Here is a 19,779-nt window from a genome sequence, read left to right on the forward strand (position 1 = left end):
ATCGAGTGGTCTCCTACCCCAGGGACGCCACTACAACATGGATCGAGCGCGATCATGCCGAGGTGGGCGAGCGCGGGCAGGCGCGGCGGCGACGGGCAGGGCGTGGGGCAGCGGCGGTCAGCGGGCGGTCAGCGGGCGGTCAGCGGCGCAGGGTGAGGATCAGGTCGGCCACCAGGGCCGTCCAACCGGTCTGGTGCCAGGCGCCCAGGCCGGCGCCGTTGTCGCCGTGGAAGTACTCGGGGAACGCGATCAGGTCCCGCCAGTCCGGGTGGGTCTGGAACATCTGAGCGGCACCGTAGATCGGCCGCCGACCCCAGTCGTCCTGGGTGAACAGCGAGATCAGCCGAGCCGACAGGTCGTCGGCGATCTCGTCGAGGCTGCGTTTCACCCCGGAGCGGGTCGGATACTCCACCTGGAGGTCGTCGCCGAAGAACGCGGCGTAGTCGCGTAGGGCGCTGACCAGGAGGAAGTTCGTCGGCATCCAGATCGGTCCGCGCCAGTTCGAGTTGCCGCCGAACAGGCCACTCGTCGACTCGGCCGGCTCGTAGCCGACGGAGAACTCCTGCCCGCCGAGGGTGACCGAGAACGGCTTGTCCAGGTGCGCGCGGGACAGCGTCCGCAGGCCGAAGTCGGAGAGGAACTCGTCGGGGTCGAGCATCCGGGCGAGTAGCCGGACCACCTGCTCCGGGCCGACCATGGACAGCAGCCGCTGCTGCCGACCGTCCGGGCCGAGGCGGCGGGTGCCGATCACCTGCGCGTACTCCGGGCGGTTGGTGAGGAACCAGCGCAACCGCGCGCCCAGCTCCGGTAGGTGGTGCAGGGTCTTCGCGGTGAGCCGGGTGGTCGCGGCCAACGGCAGCAGCCCGACCACGGAACGGACCTTCAGCGGCACCTTCGTGCCGTCGGCGAGGCGCAGCACGTCGTAGAAGAACGCGTCCTCTTCGTCCCACAGCCCCTGCTCGTACGCGGCGGCGGCGATGTAGAGGAAGTGTTCGAAGAACTTGGTGGCGGTGTCCACCCAGGTCCGGTCGTGCTCGGCGAGCACGACCGCCATGTCCAGCAGGTTGAGGGCGTACATGGCCATCCAACCGGTGCCGTCGGACTGCTCCAGCACACCGGCCACCGGCAGCGCCGCCGACCTGTCGAACGGCCCGACGTTGTCCAGCCCGAGGAAGCCGCCCTCGAAGACGTTGTTGCCGCCGGTGTCCTTGCGGTTGACCCACCAGGTGAAGTTGAGCAGCAGCTTGTGCATCACCCGGGCCAGGAACTCGTAGTCCCGCCCTCCGTCGATCTCGAACACCTTCAGCGCCGCCCAGGCGTGCACCGGCGGGTTCACGTCACCGAACGCCCACTCGTACGCCGGGATCTGCCCGTTGGGGTGCAGGTACCACTCGCGGAGCAGGAGCAGGATCTGCTCCTTGGCGAAACCCGGGTCGACCCGGGCGATGCTCACGCAGTGGAAGGCCAGGTCCCAGGCCGCGTACCAGGGATATTCCCAGGGGTCGGGCATCGAGATGACGTCGAAGCTGGTCATGTGCCACCAGGCGCTGTTGCGCCCGTGTCGACGCCCGGCCGGCGGCGTCGAGCCCGGGTCGCCTTCGAGCCAGCGTTTGACGTCGAAGTGGTAGAACTGCTTGCCCCACATCAGCCCGGCGATCGCCTGCCGGGCAACCAGCGCCTCGTCGGCGGTGGCGGCCGGTGGGATCACCCCGGCGAAGAACCGGTTCGCCTCGGCCCGCCGCGCCCACACCACGGCCTCGAAACCCTCACTGAGGTCGGCCGGGGGCGGCGGCGCGGCGGCCGGCGGCGACGCGGTACGGGTCAGCCGCAGCCGGATCTGGCGCTGCCCACCGGCCGGCACGTCGAGCACGTAGTGCAGCGCGCCCTTGGTGCCCTCCCGGTCGGGGTTGACGGTGGCCGCGCCGTTGACGACGTGGTCGTTGATGCCGTCCTTGGGGTACGGCGAACGGCCGGGAAGGCCCCAGAGCCGCTCGGCGTTCGTGTCGTTGTCGCAGAGCAGCGGCACCGGGCCGCCGTCACCCTCCAGCAGCAGTTGGCCGAGCACGCGGTGTTCGCCGACGAGTCGGGTGCCCTGCCCGGTCAGCGTCGGGATGCGGTCACCACCGGGCAGGCCCCAGGCCCACGTGTTGCGGAACCACAGGGTGGGCAGGACGTGCAGGGTCGCCGCCCGGTCGCCCCGGTTGGCCACGGTGATCACCATGCACAGGTCGGTCGGTGACGCCTTGGCGTAGTCGACGGTCACCGCCCAGTACCTGTCGTCGTCGAAGATCCCGGTGTCGACCAGCTCGTACTCGGTGTCGTCGCGGCCGCGCAACGCGTTCACCGCGACGAGTTCGTCGTACGGGAAGGCGGCCTGCGGGTAGTGGTAGCGCCAGCGCATCCAGGAGTGGGTGGGCGTGGAGTCCTCGTACCACCAGTATTCCTTGACGTCCTCGCCGTGGTTGCCGGTGTCGCCGCCGAGGCCGAACATCCGCTCCTTGAGGATCGGGTCCTTGCCGTTCCACAGTGCGAGGGCGAACGCGAAGGTCTGCCGTTCGTCGCAGACGCCGGCCATCCCGTCTTCGTTCCACCGGTAAGCTCTGGACCGCGCGTGGTCATGGGGGAAGTAGTCCCAGGCCGTACCGTGCTCGCTGTAGTCCTCCCGTACCGTCCCCCACGCCCGTTCGGACAGATAGGGACCCCATGCTCGCCAGTCCTGCTCCCCCGAGTCGGCCTGGGCGAGCCGGAGCCGCTCAGCGTCGGGTGGCGAGGCGTCGGAGGACGATCGGTCAGTGATCACGTGCATATCTTTGACGTCGCCGCGGTACTTGACCACAGCGGCCATTCTCGTCGTGGCGTGTTACACCCCGCCGCCGGTGGAGGAAAGTTGATTGACATTCACTTCGGCCCGCAGCTTTGCGGCGATCTGACCAGCGCGGCCAGCCGGGAGTGGCTGGTTCCCGACGGTCTCGGCGGCTATGCGATGGGCACCGTCGCCGGGCTGCGGACCCGCCGCTACCACGGTCTGCTCGTGGTCCCCGGTGAAACCCCGGCGTCCCGTCAGGTGGGACTGGTCAGTCTGGACCCGGCGGTCACCCTGCCGTCCGGGGCGCGGGTGCGGCTCGGCGCGCACGAGTGGTCCTCCGGCGACGTGGACCCGCGCGGCTTCGAGCTGTTGGAGCGCTTCGACCTGGTCGACGGGCTGCCCCGGTGGCGGTGGCGGATCGGGTCGGTGGTGATCGAGCGGGAGGTGGCGATGCTGCCCGGCCGCTCCTGCGTGGCGGTGGTGCACCGGCTGGTCGCCGGCGGCCCCGTCCGGCTGGAGCTGTCCGCCGCCTGCACCTGGCGCGACGCGCACGGCGAGCGGCGGGCCGACGGCCCGACCCCGCAGGTCGAGTCGGTGGCCGGCGGCGCGGTGGTCGAGGGCGCGTACCGGTTGGCCGGGCCGGGCTGGACGCCCGAGGGGCAGTGGTGGCTGGGCGTGCACCACCGCGAGGAGGCCAAGCGGGGTCTGCACCCGGACGAGGACCTCTGGTACGCGGGGCGCTTCGTCGGCGAGTTGGAGCGCCCCGGCGACACGGTGTCGGTGCGGGCCTGGGCCGATCCGCTCGACCAGGAGCCCATGGCGGCGGAGGAGATCGTGGCGACGGCCCGGCGGCGCAACCGAGACGTGGTGGCGGCGGCGAAGCCGGCCGACGACGTGGAGGCCACCCTGGTGCTCGCCGCCGACGCGTTCGTGGTGCGCGCAGGCGAGGCGGCGGACGTGGTCGCCGGCTACCCGTGGTTCGGGGCCTGGTCCCGGGACACGATGATCTCGTACGAGGGGTTGTTCCTCTGCACCGGCCGGGCCGCCGAGGGGCGCGAGCTGCTGCGGTCGTACGCGGCGACGCTGTCCGAGGGGATGCTGGCCAACACGGCCGACACCGGTCGGGTGGAGTACAACACCGTCGACGGCACGCTGTGGTTCCTGCACGCGGTGAGCCGGCACGTCACGGTCACCGGTGACACCGATCTCGGCGACGAGTTGCTGCCCGCACTGCGTGCGGTGATCGACGCCCACGTGGCGGGCACCCGGTACGGGATCGCCGTCGACCCGGCCGACGGGCTGCTCAACCAGGGCGCCGCCGGCACCGCGCTGACCTGGATGGACGCCCGGGTGTACGGGGTGCCGGTCACGCCGCGTACCGGCAAGCCGGTCGAGGTCAACGCGTTGTGGATCAACGGGCTGGCCGGGCTCGCCGAGCTGACCGAGCTGGCCGGGCAGGACGCGGACGAGCTGTGGCGCCGGCACGGGCAGGCGACCGCCTCGTTCCGGGAGCGGTTCCCGGCGCCGACCGGCTGGCTGCACGACGTGCTGGACGCGCCCGCGCCGGCGTACCCGCTGGGTGGGGCCGCCCTGCACGACGACGACGCGCTGCGTCCCAACCAGTTGCTGGCCTGGTCTCTGCCGTTCGCGCCGTTGGAGCCGGACGAGGCGACGTTGCGCCGCGTCGCGGACGGGTTGTTCACCCCGCTCGGGCCGCGCAGCCTCGCCCCGGATTCGCCGGAGTTCGTGGGCCGGCACCGGGGTGGCCCCGCCGAGCGCGACGGGGGCTACCACCAGGGCACGGTGTGGCCGTGGCTGCTCGGCCCGTACGTCGACGCCGCCCGCCGAGGCAAGATGTCGGTCGATGACACGTTCGTTGGGATTGAGTCTCATCTGACCGAATATGGATTAGGCTCGGTAAGTGAGACGGCCGACGGCCTCGCGCCGCACGCCGCGACCGGCTGCCCATTCCAGGCGTGGTCGGTGGCCGAGCTGCTGCGGGTGCGCCGAAAGGGCCAGTAGCGCTTTACACGACCGCAACGGTGGTGTCGCCGCCGGTTATCTCGGTCCCGGCAGGATTGGCCCCGATCCAGACGCGACGGCGACATCGACTTCCGGTGTCGGTCGGCGCGCGCCCGGGGACAACTCAAAGGGGGCCGCATGTCACCCGACGCCCACGTGATCGACATTCACGCCGCCCGGCAACTGCGGGTGCTGATGCTGTCCTGGGAATATCCGCCGGTGCTCGTCGGCGGTCTCGGCCGCCACGTGCACGCGCTCTCCGTCGCCCTCGCCGCCGCCGGCCACGAGGTCACCGTCGTCACCCGCCACACCGACGGCGCACCCATGGAGGAGTACGCCGACGGCGTCCGCATCCTGCGCGCCCCCGAAGACCCCGTCGCCTTCCCCCTCGCCACCAGCTCCCTGCTGGCCTGGACCATGGCCTTCAACCACACCCTCACCCGCACCGCACTGCGCGCCACCCAGGCCGGCTCGTACGACGTCATCCACGCCCACGACTGGCTCGTCGCCCACACCGCCGTCTCCCTGGCCGAGCACCTGGACCTGCCCCTGGTCACCACCATGCACGCCACCGAGGCCGGGCGGCACCAGGGCTGGCTGCCGGAGGAGATGAACCGCACCATCCACGGCGTCGAGCAGTGGCTCAGCAACGAGTCCGGCCGGGTGATCGTCTGCTCCGGGTACATGCGTGAGCAGGTGAAGGCCCTGTTCGACGTCCCGGCCACCCAGGTCGACGTGGTGCCCAACGGGGTCGACGGCCGGGCCTGGCGGGCCCGTCCACGCGCGGTCGCGTCGGCCCGGGCACGGTTCGCCGGGGACGGCCCGTTGATCGGGTACGCCGGACGGCTGGTCTACGAGAAGGGCGTCCAGCATCTGGTGCACGCGGTGCCCCGACTGCGTGAGCGGCACCCGGGTCTGCGTGTCGTGATCGCCGGTGACGGCCCGTACCGGCCCGAGTTGGAAGCCCAGGCTCGACGGCTGGCGCTCGGCTCGACCGTCCGGTTCACCGGTTTCCTCGACTCCACCCAACTGCCGGCGATGCTCGGCGCCACCGACGCGACAGTGGTGCCCAGCCTCTACGAGCCGTTCGGCATGGTGGCGCTGGAGGCGGCAGCCGCCGGGGCGCCACTGGCGGTGGCCCGCACCGGCGGCCTCGCCGAGATCGTGGAGTCCGGCGTGACCGGAGTGACGTTCCCGCACAGCGACCCGGACGCGCTCGCCGGCGCGGTCGGTCAACTGCTCGACGACGAGGTCTTCGCCCGGCGGGTGGCGCGACGGGCCCGCACGATGGTCGGCGAACAGTACGGGTGGGCCACGATCGCCGCCCGCACGGCCGCCAGCTACGCCGCGGCCCGCCGGGAGCACGACCCGCTGCAGGCGCGGCGCGCCTCCGCCCGACTGGCTGGTGGACGTGCCCGGATCGCCATCCCGGAGGGCAATCTGCTGGCGCGGGTCGACCACGCCGCCTGCTGAGCCGAGTCGGACTACCGATAGGTGACTTCCGATCCGCTGGTTAGGGTGTAGCCCGGACCAGCGGCTGAGGAGGAGCGTGCGCAGGTGCTGATCGCCGGTCGGTACCGGCTGCTCGACCTGGTGGGGCGCGGGGGCATGGGTCGGGTGTGGCTGGCCCGCGACGAGATGCTGCACCGCGAGGTCGCGGTCAAGGAGATCGTGCCGCCGACGTGGCTGGCCGACCACGAACGAGCCGAACTGCGCTCGCGCACCCTGCGGGAGGCGCGTGCCGCGGCCCGGCTCAACCATCCCGCCGTGGTCCGGCTCTACGACGTCATCCCGGTCGACGGCAGCCCGTGGATCGTGATGGAGTACGTCCCGTCCCGCACGCTCCAGGACGTGGTGGACGCCGAAGGGCCACTGGAGCCGTCCCGCGCCGCCCGGATCGGCCTCGCCGTCCTCGACGCGCTGCACGCCGCGCACACCGCCGGGGTGCTGCACCGCGACATCAAGCCGCAGAACGTGCTGGTGGCGCACGACGGACGGGTGATGCTCACCGACTTCGGGCTGGCCACCTTCGACGGCGGCGACGGCGTGACGACCCGCCCCGGCATGGTCCTCGGCTCCCCGCAGTACGTCGCCCCGGAGCGAGCCGCCGAGGGGGCGTCCACGGTCGCCGCCGACCTGTGGTCCCTCGGAGCGACCCTGCACGCCGCGGTGGAGGGCCGCTCCCCGTACGCCCGCAGCACCCCGATGGCGACCCTGAGCGCACTGGCCGCCGGACCGCCGGACCCGGCCCCGCACGCCGGGGCGCTCGCGCCGGTACTCGCTGGGCTGTTGCGCCGCGACCCGCGCGATCGTCTCGACCACGAGGCGGCCCGCCGGTTGCTGGTCCGGGCGGCGACCGGCCACACCGATGCACCGCCGGCGTCGAGTTCGGGGCCGGGTTCGGGTTCGGGGCCGGGTTCGGGTTCGGGGCCGGGTTCGGGTTCGGGGCCGGGTTCGGGGCCGGGGCCGGGTTCGGGGCCGGGACCGGGGCCGGGGCCGGGTTCGGGGCCGGGGCCGGGTTCGGGGCCGGGACCGGGGCCGGGGCCGGGGCCGGGGCCGGGTTCGGCTACGGCGTCGGGGCCGGGGTCGGCGGGCCGGCACGGGTCGCCGACGGGAGACCCGACCGCCGGGGCCGACGGGTCGGCCGATCAGGAGCCGACCAGCGCGCCACTTCAGCCCGATCGGGCCGCGGGTGATGCGGTTGCGGTGCCCAGCGGATCGAAGGGGCGCCGCACGTCACGGCGGGTCGCGCTGGTCGCCGTGTCACTCCTGGTGGCCGTGGCCGCCGGCATCGGCACCGCGCTGGCCGTCACCGCTGACCAGCCCACCGACACCGTCGCACGGCCCTCCGACCCACCGCCGTACGCCCCGCCGAACGGCGGCGGCCGGGACGGCCCGTACGGTCCCGGCCCCGACCGACGCCGACCGCCACCCGGCGGTCCCGGCGTGGCCCCACCACCGTTCGCCTGCGTGCGCCCGGACATCGGCGGTGCACCGGTGGCGGCCCGCGCGCCGGCTCCCAGCGAGCGGTTCCGCCCGCCGCCCGGATGGGTCTGGCACGCCGACACCGCCGGCTTCCAGGTCTCCGTGCCGGCGACCTGGCACTACTCCCGCGACGGTGTGGTGGCCTGTTTCCAGGACCCGGCGACCGGCCGGGCGTTCAGCGTCGCCGCAGGTGGTGCCGCCGACCCGCTGGCCGCGCTGCGGGCGGTCCGCGACGCGGCGGCCGGGGGCGGGGCACTACCGGAGTACGACGAGATCCAACTCGCCGCGCGCGACGGTGGCGCGGAGTGGGAGTGCCGCTGGCGGGCACCTGACGGTCCACTGCTGCACGCCCGACAACTCGTCGTCGGCGCCACCCCCTGGACGCTGGGCTGGATCACCGCCGACGAGGACTGGGCGGCGGCCGACACCGACTGGTCAGTGGTGCGAAAGAGTTTCCGACCACCCCGCTGACCTGCACCGTACGGCCATGATCCGGACCACCGTCCGGCGTGGATCGAGGCCGCTCAGCGGATGAGAATGCCGGCAGCTGTGGCTATCGTGTAACCCGGGGTGACCAAGGGGGAGCGACCGTGCATCAGTTGCTGATCGCGGGTCGGTACCGGCTGCTCGACCTGGTCGGCACCGGCGGGATGGGTCGGGTGTGGCTTGCTCGCGACGAGATGCTGCACCGCGACGTCGCCGTGAAGGAGGTCGTGCCGCCGTCCTGGCTGGCCGAGGCCGAACGGGAGGAGTCGCGGCTGCGGACGCTGCGCGAGGCCCGCACCGCTGCCCGGCTCAATCACCCCAATGTGGTCCGGATCTACGACGTGGTGCACGACCGCGAGAGCCCCTGGATCGTGATGGAGTACGTGCCGTCCCGGTCCGTGCAGCAGATCATCAGCGACGAGGGACCCCTGAGCCCGCAGCGCACCGCCCAGATCGGGTTGGCGGTGCTCGCCGCGCTGCGGGCCGCGCACGCCGCCGGGGTGCTGCACCGCGACGTGAAACCCCACAACGTACTGGTCGCCGACGACGGGCGAGTGGTGCTCACCGACTTCGGGCTGGCCACCTTCGACGGTGGCGAGGGTGCGATGACCGGGCCGGGCACGGTGCTCGGCTCACCGCAGTTCGTCGCGCCGGAGCGGGCCCGCGAAGGGGTGTCGGATCCGCGTACCGACCTGTGGTCGCTGGGTGCGACGCTCTACGCGACGGTCGAGGGGCAGTCACCGTACGCCCGGTCCAGCGCGATGGCGACCCTCAGCGCGCTGGCCACCGACCCACCGGACCCGATGCGCCGCGCCGGTCCGCTGCGCCCCGCGCTCAACGGCCTGCTGCAACGCGACCCCTGGCGGCGGTTGACCGCCACCGAGGTGGAGCCGCTGCTCCGCAGTGCCGCGGCGGGCCACGACCAGCCCCTCGGGCCGACGCGGTCCTCGGCGGTGACCGCGGTACGCAGCGCGGGCCGGGCCGTCCGGCCCGTCCGGGTCGACCCGGACGCCGTACCCGACGATGTGCCGGCACCGCCGCGCACGACGGGCACCCGGCCCGGCCGGCGGCGTCTGCTCGTCCTGGGCGGAGCGGCCACCGCCCTGCTCGTCGCCGCGGGTGTGACGCTGGCACTTGTCGACCACAACACCGAGCGCACACCCCCGTCGGGGTCCGGAGGCAGCGCGCCGACCCCCCGGCCGGCCGCGTTCGCCTGCGCGGCACCACCGCCGACGGCCACTCCGGTGGCCTCGAAGTCACGCCCGGCGGACGCGCCGTACCGGCTGCGCGTGGGCTGGACCTGGCACGACGACCCGGCCGGGTTCCGGATCGCCGTGCCGGTGGGCTGGACACGCTGGACCGAGGGGGCGGTGACCTGCTTCCGGGAGCGCGACGGCGCCCGGGTGCTCAGCGTCGAGGCAGGGCCGGCGCGGGCCGACCCGGTCGCGTACTGGAAGGCCGAGGAGGCGCGACTCACCACCGGCGACGCGCTGCTGAACGGCTACCTCCGGGTGGACATCTCCGCGATGGACATCTTCGAGGGCGGGGCGGTCTGGGAGTGCGGCTGGAGGAACGCCGCAGGTGAACAACTGCACAGCTTCCGGTTGCTGGCCAACACCTCGGCCAACCGTTCCTACACCGTCTCGTGGATGACAAAAGAGTTCGACTGGCAGGTCAACGCGGCATACTTGCCGATGATCCGGCAGAGCTTCACCCCAGCTCTCTGACGCCGTCCGATGTGGACTCTCCGGGTGGTGCCCCTGCGACGCCGACGCTGACTACAGTGGCGTAGCTTTGGGCGCTCAAGATCCCTGGGGAGGGTGAGCCGACATGATGGGACCACAGCACGCGTTGTCCGGCGCGGCGGCGTGGTTGGCGGGGTCCTGGGCACTGGACCAGTTCGCCGACTATCACCAGTCGCCGCTCGCCTTGGCGGTGGGCACCGCGGTGTGTGCCGGCGGCGCGCTCTTTCCCGACCTCGACATGTCCGGCAAGGTGACCAAGAACCAGGGTGGCGCCACGGTGGCTCGCACCTTCGGCGTCTTCTCGCTCTTCGCCGCCGAGGTCATGGAGAAGATCTCACTCGGCGTCTACTACGCCACGAAGCTCAGCAGGGACCCCCGCCGCAACAACGGGCACCGGACGCTGACCCACACGCTGCCGTTCACCCTGCTGGTCGGCTGGGGCACCACCGCGCTCTGCGCCGCGTACGGCAAGTGGGCCGTCATCACCATCCTGTTCTTCATGTTCGGCCTGGCGCTACGCGGGCTGTTCGACGAGTGGGCCGAACGCGCCGGATGGGTGATCATCACCCTCGCGTCGGCCGGGGCCGCCTGGTTCACCTTCGCCAACCTGCCGGGAGGTCGCGGCTATCCGCTGATCGGCACGGCCCTGGGCGTGGGCTGCTTCGTGCACATCCTCGGTGACATGATCACCAGGGCGGGCGTACCGATCCTCTGGCCGATCCCGATCAAACGGCGGATGTGGATGATGATCGGCCTACCGAACAGCATCGCCCTGCGGGTCGGCAGCAAGGCCGAGGTGGTCGGGATGCGCATCGCACTGACCGTCGTCTCGGCGCTCGCCACCGTCGGCCTGATCGCACCCTCGGTGCTGAGCCGGTTCGACATCGACCTCTGACCAGCCTGGCCCCGCACACTCCCCGCACCGCGCACCGCGCGGGAGCCCGGCGAGCGCGGCGAGCCCGGCACGCGCGGCGAGCCCGGCACGCGCGGCGAGCCCGGCACGCGCGGCGAGCGCGGCGAGCAAGATCCGCTCAAGATCAGGGATGTTGCTGCCTCCCGCGCGCCAGAGGCAGCAACATCGGTGAAGTTGCGCGGATCTTGGCAGGCGCCGGGGCGCGCGGTCCGCGGCGCACGGTCCGCGGCGCGCGGTCCGCGGCGCGCGGTCCGCGGGTACGGGGTACGGGGTATGCGGCGCGCGGTGCACGGTACTCGGTGAGGTGCGGGGTGTCTGGGGGCGATGCCGCCGCGCCCTTGCCCTTGCCCTTGCCCTTGCCCTTGCCCTTGCCCTTGCCCTTGCCCTTGCCCTTGCCCTTGCCCTTGCCCTTGCCCTTGCCCTTGCCCTTGCCCCCAAGATCGTGCTCAATCCTTGTTGTAGTGGCCTCCGTGCGGGCCGAGGGGACTACAACCAGGATCGAGTGCGATCTTGAAAAGCGCGCCCCCTCCGGGACCCACCAGCGCGGCCCGAGGCGCCGTGGACGGGCGGGCGCGGGGCCTCGCGTGACCGCTGAATTCTTTTCGACATCCGCTATTGACGTCGCCGTAACAGGTGGCCTAGCGTCCTGTCGAACCGCTTCGACGAAGCGGTTCGACGCCCCGGCGGGAGCGATCCCAACCCCGGCCTGAGGAGGTACGCGTGGCAACCATGCACGATGTCGCCCGCCTCGCGCAGGTCTCGGTCAGCACCGTCTCGTACGTGCTCACCGGCGCCCGGCCGATCTCCCAGGCCACCCGGGACAGGGTGCTCGCCGCGATGGCGGAGCTCGACTACCAGCCCAACGCGATGGCCCGTGGTCTGGCCAGCCGGCGCAGCCGGATCCTCGGCCTGCTGATGCCGATGGACGAGCGTGGCCTCGGCGCCACCGAAACCGCCTTCGTCACCGGTGCCGCCTCGGCGGCCAGCGCGGCCGGCTACCACCTCGTACTCTCGCCGGTCGGCGGTGGCGACCTCGACGACCTGCGGCGGCTGGCCACCCAGCGGATGCTCGACGGCGTCGTGCTGATGGAGGTCCAGCTCGCCGACGAGCGGGTCACCGTGCTCCAGGAGGCCGGCGTGCCGTTGGTGTTGATCGGTCGGACCGGCGACACCAGCGCGCTCTCCTACGTCGACATCGACTTCGACCAGACCGTCCGGGAGGCCGTCGCGCACCTGGTCGGTCTGGGGCACCGGCGGATCGTCTACGTCAACCACTCGGCCGCGACGCTGGCCAGCGGATACGGCCCCGCACTGCGTACCCGGGATGCTTTTGTCGCGGCGATGACCGGACACGGTCTGGACCCGCTGATGATCACCGCCGAGGACAGCGCCGCGGGCGGCCGTGCGGCCCTGGCCGACGCGTTCGCGCAGGCCCCGGAGCTGACCGCGGTGCTCGCCATGAACGAGACCGCGATCTTCGGCATTCTCGGCGAGTTGACCGGCCGTGGGTTGTCGGTGCCCGACGACGTCTCCGTCGTCTCGATGGTCACCTCGCCGCAGGTGGCCGAACTGGCGACGCCGGCGCTGACCGCGATGACGTCGCCCGGTTCGGCCCTGGGTCGGATCGCGATCGAGGCGCTGGTGCGCCACCTGGACGGTGCCGGCAATCGGCTCCACCAACAACTGCTGCCGTGCTCGCTGGAGGTCCGGGGTTCGACAGCCGCACCACGAAGCCGCCAACTCATGGGGGCTGACCAGTAGAAACGGCCCGCCGCCGCGCGGCAACGCGACGACGGGCCCGATGCAGTACCGCTAGATACTCAACGAGGAGGATAGTAATGCAGCGATTCCGCCGGATCGTCGCCGCGCTCGCCCTGGCGGCGACCGCGACGACCACCGTGGCCGCCTGCGGCGGTGGCGACAACGGGGACGACAGCGACGCCAAGGTTCTCAAGCTCTGGCACTACGAGAGCGCGAACAGCGCCATGGGCGTCGGTTGGAACCGGGCCATCGAGCTCTTCAAGAACGAGCACCCGGGCGTCGAGGTGCGCTTCGAGCGTAAGGCGTTCGAGCAGATCCAGCAGAACGCCGGCATGATCATCAACTCGTCCGAGGGCCCGGACATCATGGAGTACAACAAGGGCAACGCGACCGCGGGCCTGCTCTCCACCCAGGGCCTCCTCACCGACCTGAGCGGCGAGGCCGACAAGCGCGGCTGGGCCGGCAAGCTCAGCCCCAGCCTGCAGACCACCGCCCGGTACAGCGACAAGGGTGTGATGGGCTCGGGCAAGTGGTTCGGTGTGCCGAACTACGGCGAGTACGTCACGGTCTACTACAACAAGGACCTGTTCCAGAGCAACGGCGTCAAGGTGCCGACCAGCATGGCCGAGATGACCGCCGCGATGGACACCTTCGTCGGCAAGGGCATCACCCCGCTGGGCATGGCCGGCGCCGAGTACCCGGCCGGGCAGCTCTTCTATCAGCTCGCCCTCTCCAAGGGCGACCGGCAGTTCGTCGACAACTACCAGCTCTACAAGAACCCGGTGGACTTCAAGGCCGACCCGCTCAAGTACGGCGCGGACACCTTCGCCCAGTGGGTGCGGAAGGGCTACGTCGCGAAGAACTCGGCAAGCCTCAAGGCCGAGGACATGGGCACCGCCTTCATCGGCGGCAAGGTCCCGATGATCGTCTCGGGTAGCTGGTGGTACGGCCGGTTCAAGACCGAGATGAAGGCCAACTGGGACACCTTCCTCTTCCCCGGTAACACCCTGCAGGCCGGCTCCTCCGGCAACCTCTGGGTCGTCCCGGAGAACAGCAAGGCCAAGAGCCTGGCGTACGACTTCATCGACATCACCCTGCGTCCGGAGATCCAGGACCTGATCGGCAACAACGGTGGTGTCCCGGTCGCGGCCGACGCGTCGAAGATCAGCGACCCGAAGGACCGCAAGCTGATCGAGGACTTCAACACGGTCAGCAAGGCCGACGGGCTCGCCTTCTACCCGGACTGGCCGGTCCCCGGCTACTACGACGTGCTGGTCTCCGGTTTCCAGGGCCTGATCAACGGGTCCAAGTCTCCGGACCAGGTCCTCGACACGATCGCCAAGCCGTACGCCGATGGCGTCAAGGAGATCACCGGCAAGTGACACGGCGAGCGGCGGGCGTGACCGGCACGACCGGCGCGCCCGCCCGCCCCGCCGGGAAGGATCTTCCATGGCAGTCTCCGAGACCGTCGCCGCCACACCGCCGGCCGCGACGCCCACCCCGCCCGTGCCCAGCCGCAGACGCCGCGGCCGCGACGCGGCGTACTGGCTCTACCTGCTCCCCGGAGCGACGCTCTTCGTCCTGGTCATCGGCGCGCCGCTGATCGGCACCCTCTACCTGTCGCTGACCAAGTGGTCCGGCATCGGCGACCCCCGGTGGGTCGGCCTGGACAACTACCGGCAGTTGCTGCAGGACGACGTGTTCTGGGCGTCGTTCCGCAACACCGTCTGGATGCTCGTCGCGATGGTGGTGGTGCCCACCGTGCTCGGGCTGCTGCTCGCCGCGGTGCTCTTCGACGTCATCGGCCGCCGGTTCAAGCCGCGTACCGCCGCCGCGCTGCGGGCCGCGTTCTACCTTCCGCAGGTGCTGCCCGTCGTGGTGGCCGGCATCGTCTGGGGCTGGATCCTGCGCCCGGACGGGGCGTTCAACAGCCTGCTCGACGCGGTCGGTCTCGGCGCGCTGCGCCACGACTGGCTCGGTGACCCGGGCACCGCCCTGCCGGCCGTGATGGCGGTGATGATCTGGGTGCAGATCGGCTACCCGGTGGTCGTCTTCATGGCGGCGTTGCAGCGGGTCGACCCCGAGTTGTACGAGGCGGCCGAGGTCGACGGAGCGAACTGGCTGCACCGGTTCCGGGCGATCACCCTCCCGCAGATCCGGCCGGAGACGTTCGTGGTGGCGCTGACCTGCACCATAGCCGCGCTGAAGGTGTTCGGGCCGATCTTCGCCCTGACCCGGGGCGGCCCGGACAACGCGACAAACGTCCCGTCGTACTTCGCCTACTACACGTTCTTCAAGAAACTGCAGGTCGGCTACGGTTCCGCGATCTCCACGGTGCTGACGTTGATCATCGTCGTCGTGGCCGTGGTCTTCATCTGGATGCAGGCCCGCAGCGAGCGCCGGGACCGGGGGTTCTGAGATGGCCGTCATCACTCCGACCGCCGCCCCGGTGACGCCACGGCGGCCCGTACCCGATCGCCACCACCGCGGCGTCAGCCGCTGGGTGGTGCTCGCCCTGGTCGTCGTCGGCGCGCTGGTCATGCTCGTGCCGTTCGCGTTCATGCTGCTCAACGCGTTCAAGTCGCCCGGTGACTACTCGTCGGGTGGCCCGCTGAGCTGGCCGAGCGAGTTCTACACCAAGGGTCTGCGCACGTACTGGACCGAGGTGAACTTCCCGCTCAAGCTCTGGAACTCGGCGCTCATCGCCGGTTCGGTGGCGGTGCTCGGCGTCGCCGTGTCACTGCTCAACGCGTACGCCCTGGGCATCGGCCGGGTCCGCGGCCGGCTCTGGATCGTCGGGTTGTTCCTGCTGGCCAACATGCTGCCGCAGGAGGCGTTGATCTACCCGTTGTACTACGCGGCCAAGGAGGTCGGGCTCTACAACACCCGACTCGCGGTGATCATCATCTTCACGGTGATCCAGAGCGCGTTCGGCACCTACCTGCTCGCCTCAGTGCTGGGGACGTTCCCCCGCTCGCTGTTGGAGGCGGCGGCGCTGGACGGCGCCGGCAAGTGGACGGTGCTGTGGCGGGTGGTCTTCCCCAACCTGCGCCCCACCCTCTCGGTGCTGCTCATCTTCTTCTTCATCTGGACCTGGAACGAGTTCCTCATCCCGCTGGTCATGCTGATCGACAACCAGACGCAGACCATCCCGGTGGCGCTCGCGTCCCTGCAGGGTGACCGGCTGATGGACGCTCCGACCACGAACGCCGGCGCCCTGATCAGTCTGGTGCCGGCCATCCTCTTCTTCCTCATCTTCCAGCGCACCCTGGCGCGCGGCATCACGGCAGGAGCCGAGAAGTGAAGTTCACCGACGGGTACTGGCAACTGCGCCCCGGTGTCAGCGTCCTACGCCCCGGCGCCGTCGAATCGGTCGAGCCGGACCAGCGCGGCTTCACCGTCTTCGCGCCGGCCGGCCAGATCACCGGTCGCGGCGACACCCTGAACCGGCCCGTGGTCACCGTCCGGTTCTTCTCCCCCGCGCCCGGCGTCATCGGGGTGACCATCGCCCACCACACCGGTGGACTGCCCCGCGAGCCGCACTTCGGGCTGAGCACCGACGAGACGCACCCGGTCACCGTCGACGTCACCGGGCTCAGCGCGACGCTGACCACCGGTGAGCTGACCGCGCGGGTCGCGCTCGTCGACGGGTGGCGGGTCGAGTTCCTGCACGGCGACCGGCTGGTCACCGCGTCCACCGCGCGCAGCATCGGCGTCGTCACCGACGCCGAGGGCCGCCCGCACGTGCACGAACGGCTCGCCCTCGGGGTCGGCGAGACGGTGTACGGGTTGGGCGAGCGCTTCGGCCCGTTCGTGAAGAACGGGCAGACCGTCGACATCTGGAACGCCGACGGCGGCACCGCCAGCGAGCAGGCGTACAAGAACGTGCCGTTCTATCTCAGCAGCGCCGGCTACGGGGTGTTCGTCGACCACCCGGAGCACGTGTCGTTCGAGGTCGGCTCCGAGGTGGTCGCGCAGACCCAGTTCAGCGTCGAGGGGCAGTCGCTCACCTACCACGTCATCGACGGCCCCACGCCGAAGGACGTGCTGCGCCGCTACACCGCGCTCACCGGCCGCCCGGCCCGGATCCCCGCCTGGTCGTACGGGTTGTGGCTGTCCACCTCGTTCACCACCTCGTACGACGAGAAGACGGTGACCGAGTTCGTCGACGGGATGGCCGAGCGCGGGCTGCCGCTGTCGGTGTTCCACTTCGACTGCTTCTGGATGCGCCAGTTCCACTGGGTCGACTTCGTCTGGGACCCGGCGACCTTCCCGGATCCGGAGGGGATGCTGCGCCGGTTGCACGAGCGTGACCTGAAGGTGTGCGTCTGGATCAACCCGTACATCGCGCAGCGCTCGTACCTCTTCGAGGAGGGCCGCGAGGCCGGCTACCTGGTCCGTAACCCGGACGGTTCGGTCTGGCAGTGGGACAGGTGGCAGGCCGGCATGGCGCTCGTCGACTTCACCAACCCGGACGCGGTCCGCTGGTTCACCGGCAAGCTCAAGGCGCTGCTGGACATGGGCGTCGACTGTTTCAAGACCGACTTCGGCGAGCGCATCCCGACCGACGTGGTGTGGCACGACGGTTCGGACCCGCAGCGGATGCACAACTACTACTCGTACCTCTACAACAAGGCGGTCTTCGAGCTGCTGGAGACCGAACGGGGCAAGGGCGAGGCGGTGTTGTTCGCGCGCTCGGCCACCACCGGCGGGCAGCAGTTCCCGGTGCACTGGGGTGGCGACTGCGAGTCGACGTTCGTCGCGATGGCCGAGTCGCTGCGCGGTGGGTTGTCCCTGGCCGCGTCCGGCTTCGGCTACTGGAGCCACGACATCGGCGGCTTCGAGGGCACCCCCGATCCGGCGGTGTTCAAGCGGTGGGTCGCCTTCGGGCTGCTCTCCTCGCACTCGCGGCTGCACGGCTCCGGCTCGTACCGGGTGCCGTGGGCGTACGACGAGGAGTCCGTGGACGTGCTCCGGCACTTCACCCGGCTCAAGCTCGGCCTGATGCCGTACCTGGCGGCCGCCGCACAGGAGGCGCACCGCGACGGTACGCCGGTGATGCGCCCGATGTTCCTGGAGTTCCCGGACGATCCGGCCACGGCGCACCTGGACCGGCAGTACATGCTCGGCCCGGACGTGCTCGTCGCACCGGTGTTCAGCGCCGACGGCACCGTCACCTACTACGTGCCCGCCGGCACCTGGACGCACCTGGTCAGCGGTGCCCAGGTCACCGGCCCGGCGTGGGTCACCGAGAAGCACGCGGTCGACAGCCTGCCGGTGTTGGCCCGGCCCGGCGCGGTCATCCCGTTCGGCTCCCGCACCGACCGACCGGACTACGAGTGGGCCGACGACGTACGGCTGCGGCTGTACGCACCGGCCGAGGGGCAGCGGACCCGGGTACGGGTACCGTCACCCGGGGACGGGCCGGGCGCCGAGTTCGACGTGCGCTACGAGGCGGCGACGGCCAGTGTCGAACTGGTCGCCGGTACCTCGACGGGCTACAGCTGCGAGATCCAGGGGACGGAACGATGACGCGACACCACTTCCCGGAGGACTTCGTCTGGGGGTCGGCGACGGCGGCGTACCAGATCGAGGGTGCGGTCACGGAGGATGGCCGCGGACCGTCCATCTGGGACACCTACAGCCACACACCGGGTCGGACGTTGAACGGCGACACCGGCGACGTGGCCGCCGACCACTACCACAGGTGGGCCGACGACCTCGGTCACATCGCTGACCTGGGGCTCAGCGCGTACCGGTTCTCCGTCTCCTGGCCGCGGGTGCAGCCGGGCGGCTCGGGCCGCTTCAACCAGGCCGGCATCGACTTCTACGCGCGGCTGGTGGACGGTCTGCTGGAACGGGGCATCCGTCCGGTGGCCACCATGTACCACTGGGACCTGCCGCAGGAGTTGGAGGACGCCGGCGGCTGGGCGGCGCGGGAGACCGCGCTGCGCTTCCAGGAGTACGCGGCCGGCATCGTCGGTGCGCTGGGCGACCGGGTGCACACCTGGACGACGCTCAACGAGCCGTGGTGCTCGGCGTACCTGGGCTACGCCTCCGGCGTACACGCTCCGGGTCGCACGGAGCCGGCGGCGGCCCTGGCCGCGGTGCACCACCTCAACCTCGCGCACGGGCTGGCCGGTCGGGTGGTCCGGGAGTTGGCTCCCGCCGCCGAGCTGTCGGTGACGTTGAACCTGCACGTCATCCGAGCCGCGTCGGACTCGGAGGCGGACCGGGACGCGGTACGGCGGATCGACGCCCTGGCCAACCGCGCGTTCCTCGGCCCGATGCTGGACGGGGAGTACCCGGCCGATCTGCTGGCCGACACCGCGTCCGTCACCGACTGGTCGTTCGTCCGCGCGGGTGACGAGAAGCAGATCGCGGTGCCGCTGGACGTGCTCGGGGTCAACTACTACTCGAGCACCCTGGTCCGGGCCTGGGACGGCGTGTCGGCCCGCTCGGACGCCGACGGGCACGGTGCGTCGACCTCGACGCCGTGGGTCGCCGCCGACACCGTCGACTTCCTTCCGCAGCCCGGCCCGTACACGGCGATGGGTTGGAACATCGACCCGCCGGCCCTGACCGAGTTGCTGCTGCGCCTGCACCGCGAATACCCCAGCCAGCCGATGATGATCACCGAGAACGGCGCGGCGTTCGACGACGTGGTGTCGGCCGACGGCCGGATCCACGACGACCGACGGATCGACTACCTGCGTCGGCACATCGGTGCCATGGCCGATGCCCGCGCGCAGGGCGCGGACGTGCGCGGTTACTTCGTCTGGTCGCTGCTTGACAACTTCGAGTGGGGCTACGGCTACGACCGTCGCTTCGGGATCATCCGGGTCGACTACGACACCCAGGTCCGCACCTGGAAGGACAGCGCCCACTGGTACCAGCGGCTCGCCGCCACCGGGAAGTTGGACCAGGCGCAGGACTGACCGGGCCTCGGTTCCCGACCTGGCGTCGGTGGGTCCAGGACCTTCCCTGGACCCACCGACGCCGGCTGTCAGCTTCTCGAACAAGACGTCACGCGCCGTGTCATATTTCGTGGGTACGGCGTC

12 protein-coding genes are annotated in these 19,779 nt (G+C 71.2%); 11 read left to right on the plus strand and 1 reads right to left on the minus strand.

The window, feature by feature from the left end:
• Window positions 1-139 precede the first annotated feature (139 nt).
• Window positions 140-2,806, minus strand: coding sequence for a glucosidase (locus AB0C25_RS27205; protein WP_357377024.1), 2,667 nt, complete (start codon window positions 2,804-2,806; stop codon window positions 140-142).
• Between the two features lie 81 nt (window positions 2,807-2,887).
• Here AB0C25_RS27205 and AB0C25_RS27210 point away from each other — a divergent pair, with 81 nt between their 5' ends.
• From AB0C25_RS27210 to AB0C25_RS27260, 11 genes are all read left to right on the plus strand, one after another.
• Window positions 2,888-4,828 (plus strand): amylo-alpha-1,6-glucosidase, encoded by a 1,941-nt coding sequence (locus AB0C25_RS27210; RefSeq protein WP_357377025.1) that lies wholly within the window; start codon window positions 2,888-2,890, stop codon window positions 4,826-4,828.
• 138 nt (window positions 4,829-4,966) lie between these two features.
• A complete protein-coding gene (locus tag AB0C25_RS27215; protein ID WP_357248534.1) occupies window positions 4,967-6,301 on the plus strand; it encodes a glycosyltransferase family 4 protein in 1,335 nt (444 codons plus the stop codon).
• Window positions 6,302-6,385: 84 nt separating this feature from the next.
• A complete protein-coding gene (locus AB0C25_RS27220) occupies window positions 6,386-8,284 on the plus strand; it encodes a serine/threonine-protein kinase (RefSeq protein WP_357377026.1) in 1,899 nt (632 codons plus the stop codon).
• A gap of 119 nt (window positions 8,285-8,403) precedes the next feature.
• Complete coding sequence (locus AB0C25_RS27225; protein WP_357377027.1) at window positions 8,404-10,026, plus strand: serine/threonine-protein kinase; 1,623 nt, start codon at window positions 8,404-8,406, stop codon at window positions 10,024-10,026.
• Between the two features lie 103 nt (window positions 10,027-10,129).
• Window positions 10,130-10,939, plus strand: a complete 810-nt coding sequence (locus AB0C25_RS27230; protein ID WP_357377028.1) for a metal-dependent hydrolase — start codon at window positions 10,130-10,132, stop codon at window positions 10,937-10,939.
• 747 nt (window positions 10,940-11,686) lie between these two features.
• Complete coding sequence (locus AB0C25_RS27235) at window positions 11,687-12,718, plus strand: LacI family DNA-binding transcriptional regulator (RefSeq protein WP_357377090.1); 1,032 nt, start codon at window positions 11,687-11,689, stop codon at window positions 12,716-12,718.
• A 77-nt stretch (window positions 12,719-12,795) separates the two neighbouring features.
• Window positions 12,796-14,100, plus strand: coding sequence for an extracellular solute-binding protein (locus AB0C25_RS27240; RefSeq protein WP_357377029.1), 1,305 nt, complete (start codon window positions 12,796-12,798; stop codon window positions 14,098-14,100).
• 67 nt (window positions 14,101-14,167) lie between these two features.
• Window positions 14,168-15,136 carry a sugar ABC transporter permease gene (locus AB0C25_RS27245; RefSeq protein ID WP_357377030.1) on the plus strand — a complete coding sequence of 323 codons (969 nt, stop codon included), beginning with the start codon at window positions 14,168-14,170 and terminating at the stop codon, window positions 15,134-15,136.
• 1 nt (window position 15,137) lies between these two features.
• Window positions 15,138-16,022, plus strand: a complete 885-nt coding sequence (locus AB0C25_RS27250) for a carbohydrate ABC transporter permease (protein WP_357377031.1) — start codon at window positions 15,138-15,140, stop codon at window positions 16,020-16,022.
• Entirely contained in the window at window positions 16,019-18,250 is a 2,232-nt protein-coding gene (gene yicI / locus AB0C25_RS27255) for an alpha-xylosidase (RefSeq protein WP_357377032.1), read from the plus strand. Before AB0C25_RS27250 ends, yicI begins: the two co-directional genes overlap by 4 nt.
• On the plus strand, window positions 18,247-19,656 hold the full coding sequence (locus AB0C25_RS27260; RefSeq protein WP_357377033.1) for a GH1 family beta-glucosidase: 1,410 nt from the start codon (window positions 18,247-18,249) through the stop codon (window positions 19,654-19,656). Before yicI ends, AB0C25_RS27260 begins: the two co-directional genes overlap by 4 nt.
• The last annotated feature ends 123 nt before the right edge of the window (window positions 19,657-19,779 follow it).

The organism is Micromonospora sp. NPDC048839 (assembly GCF_040649915.1).
Classification (GTDB): Bacteria; Actinomycetota; Actinomycetes; order Mycobacteriales; family Micromonosporaceae; genus Micromonospora.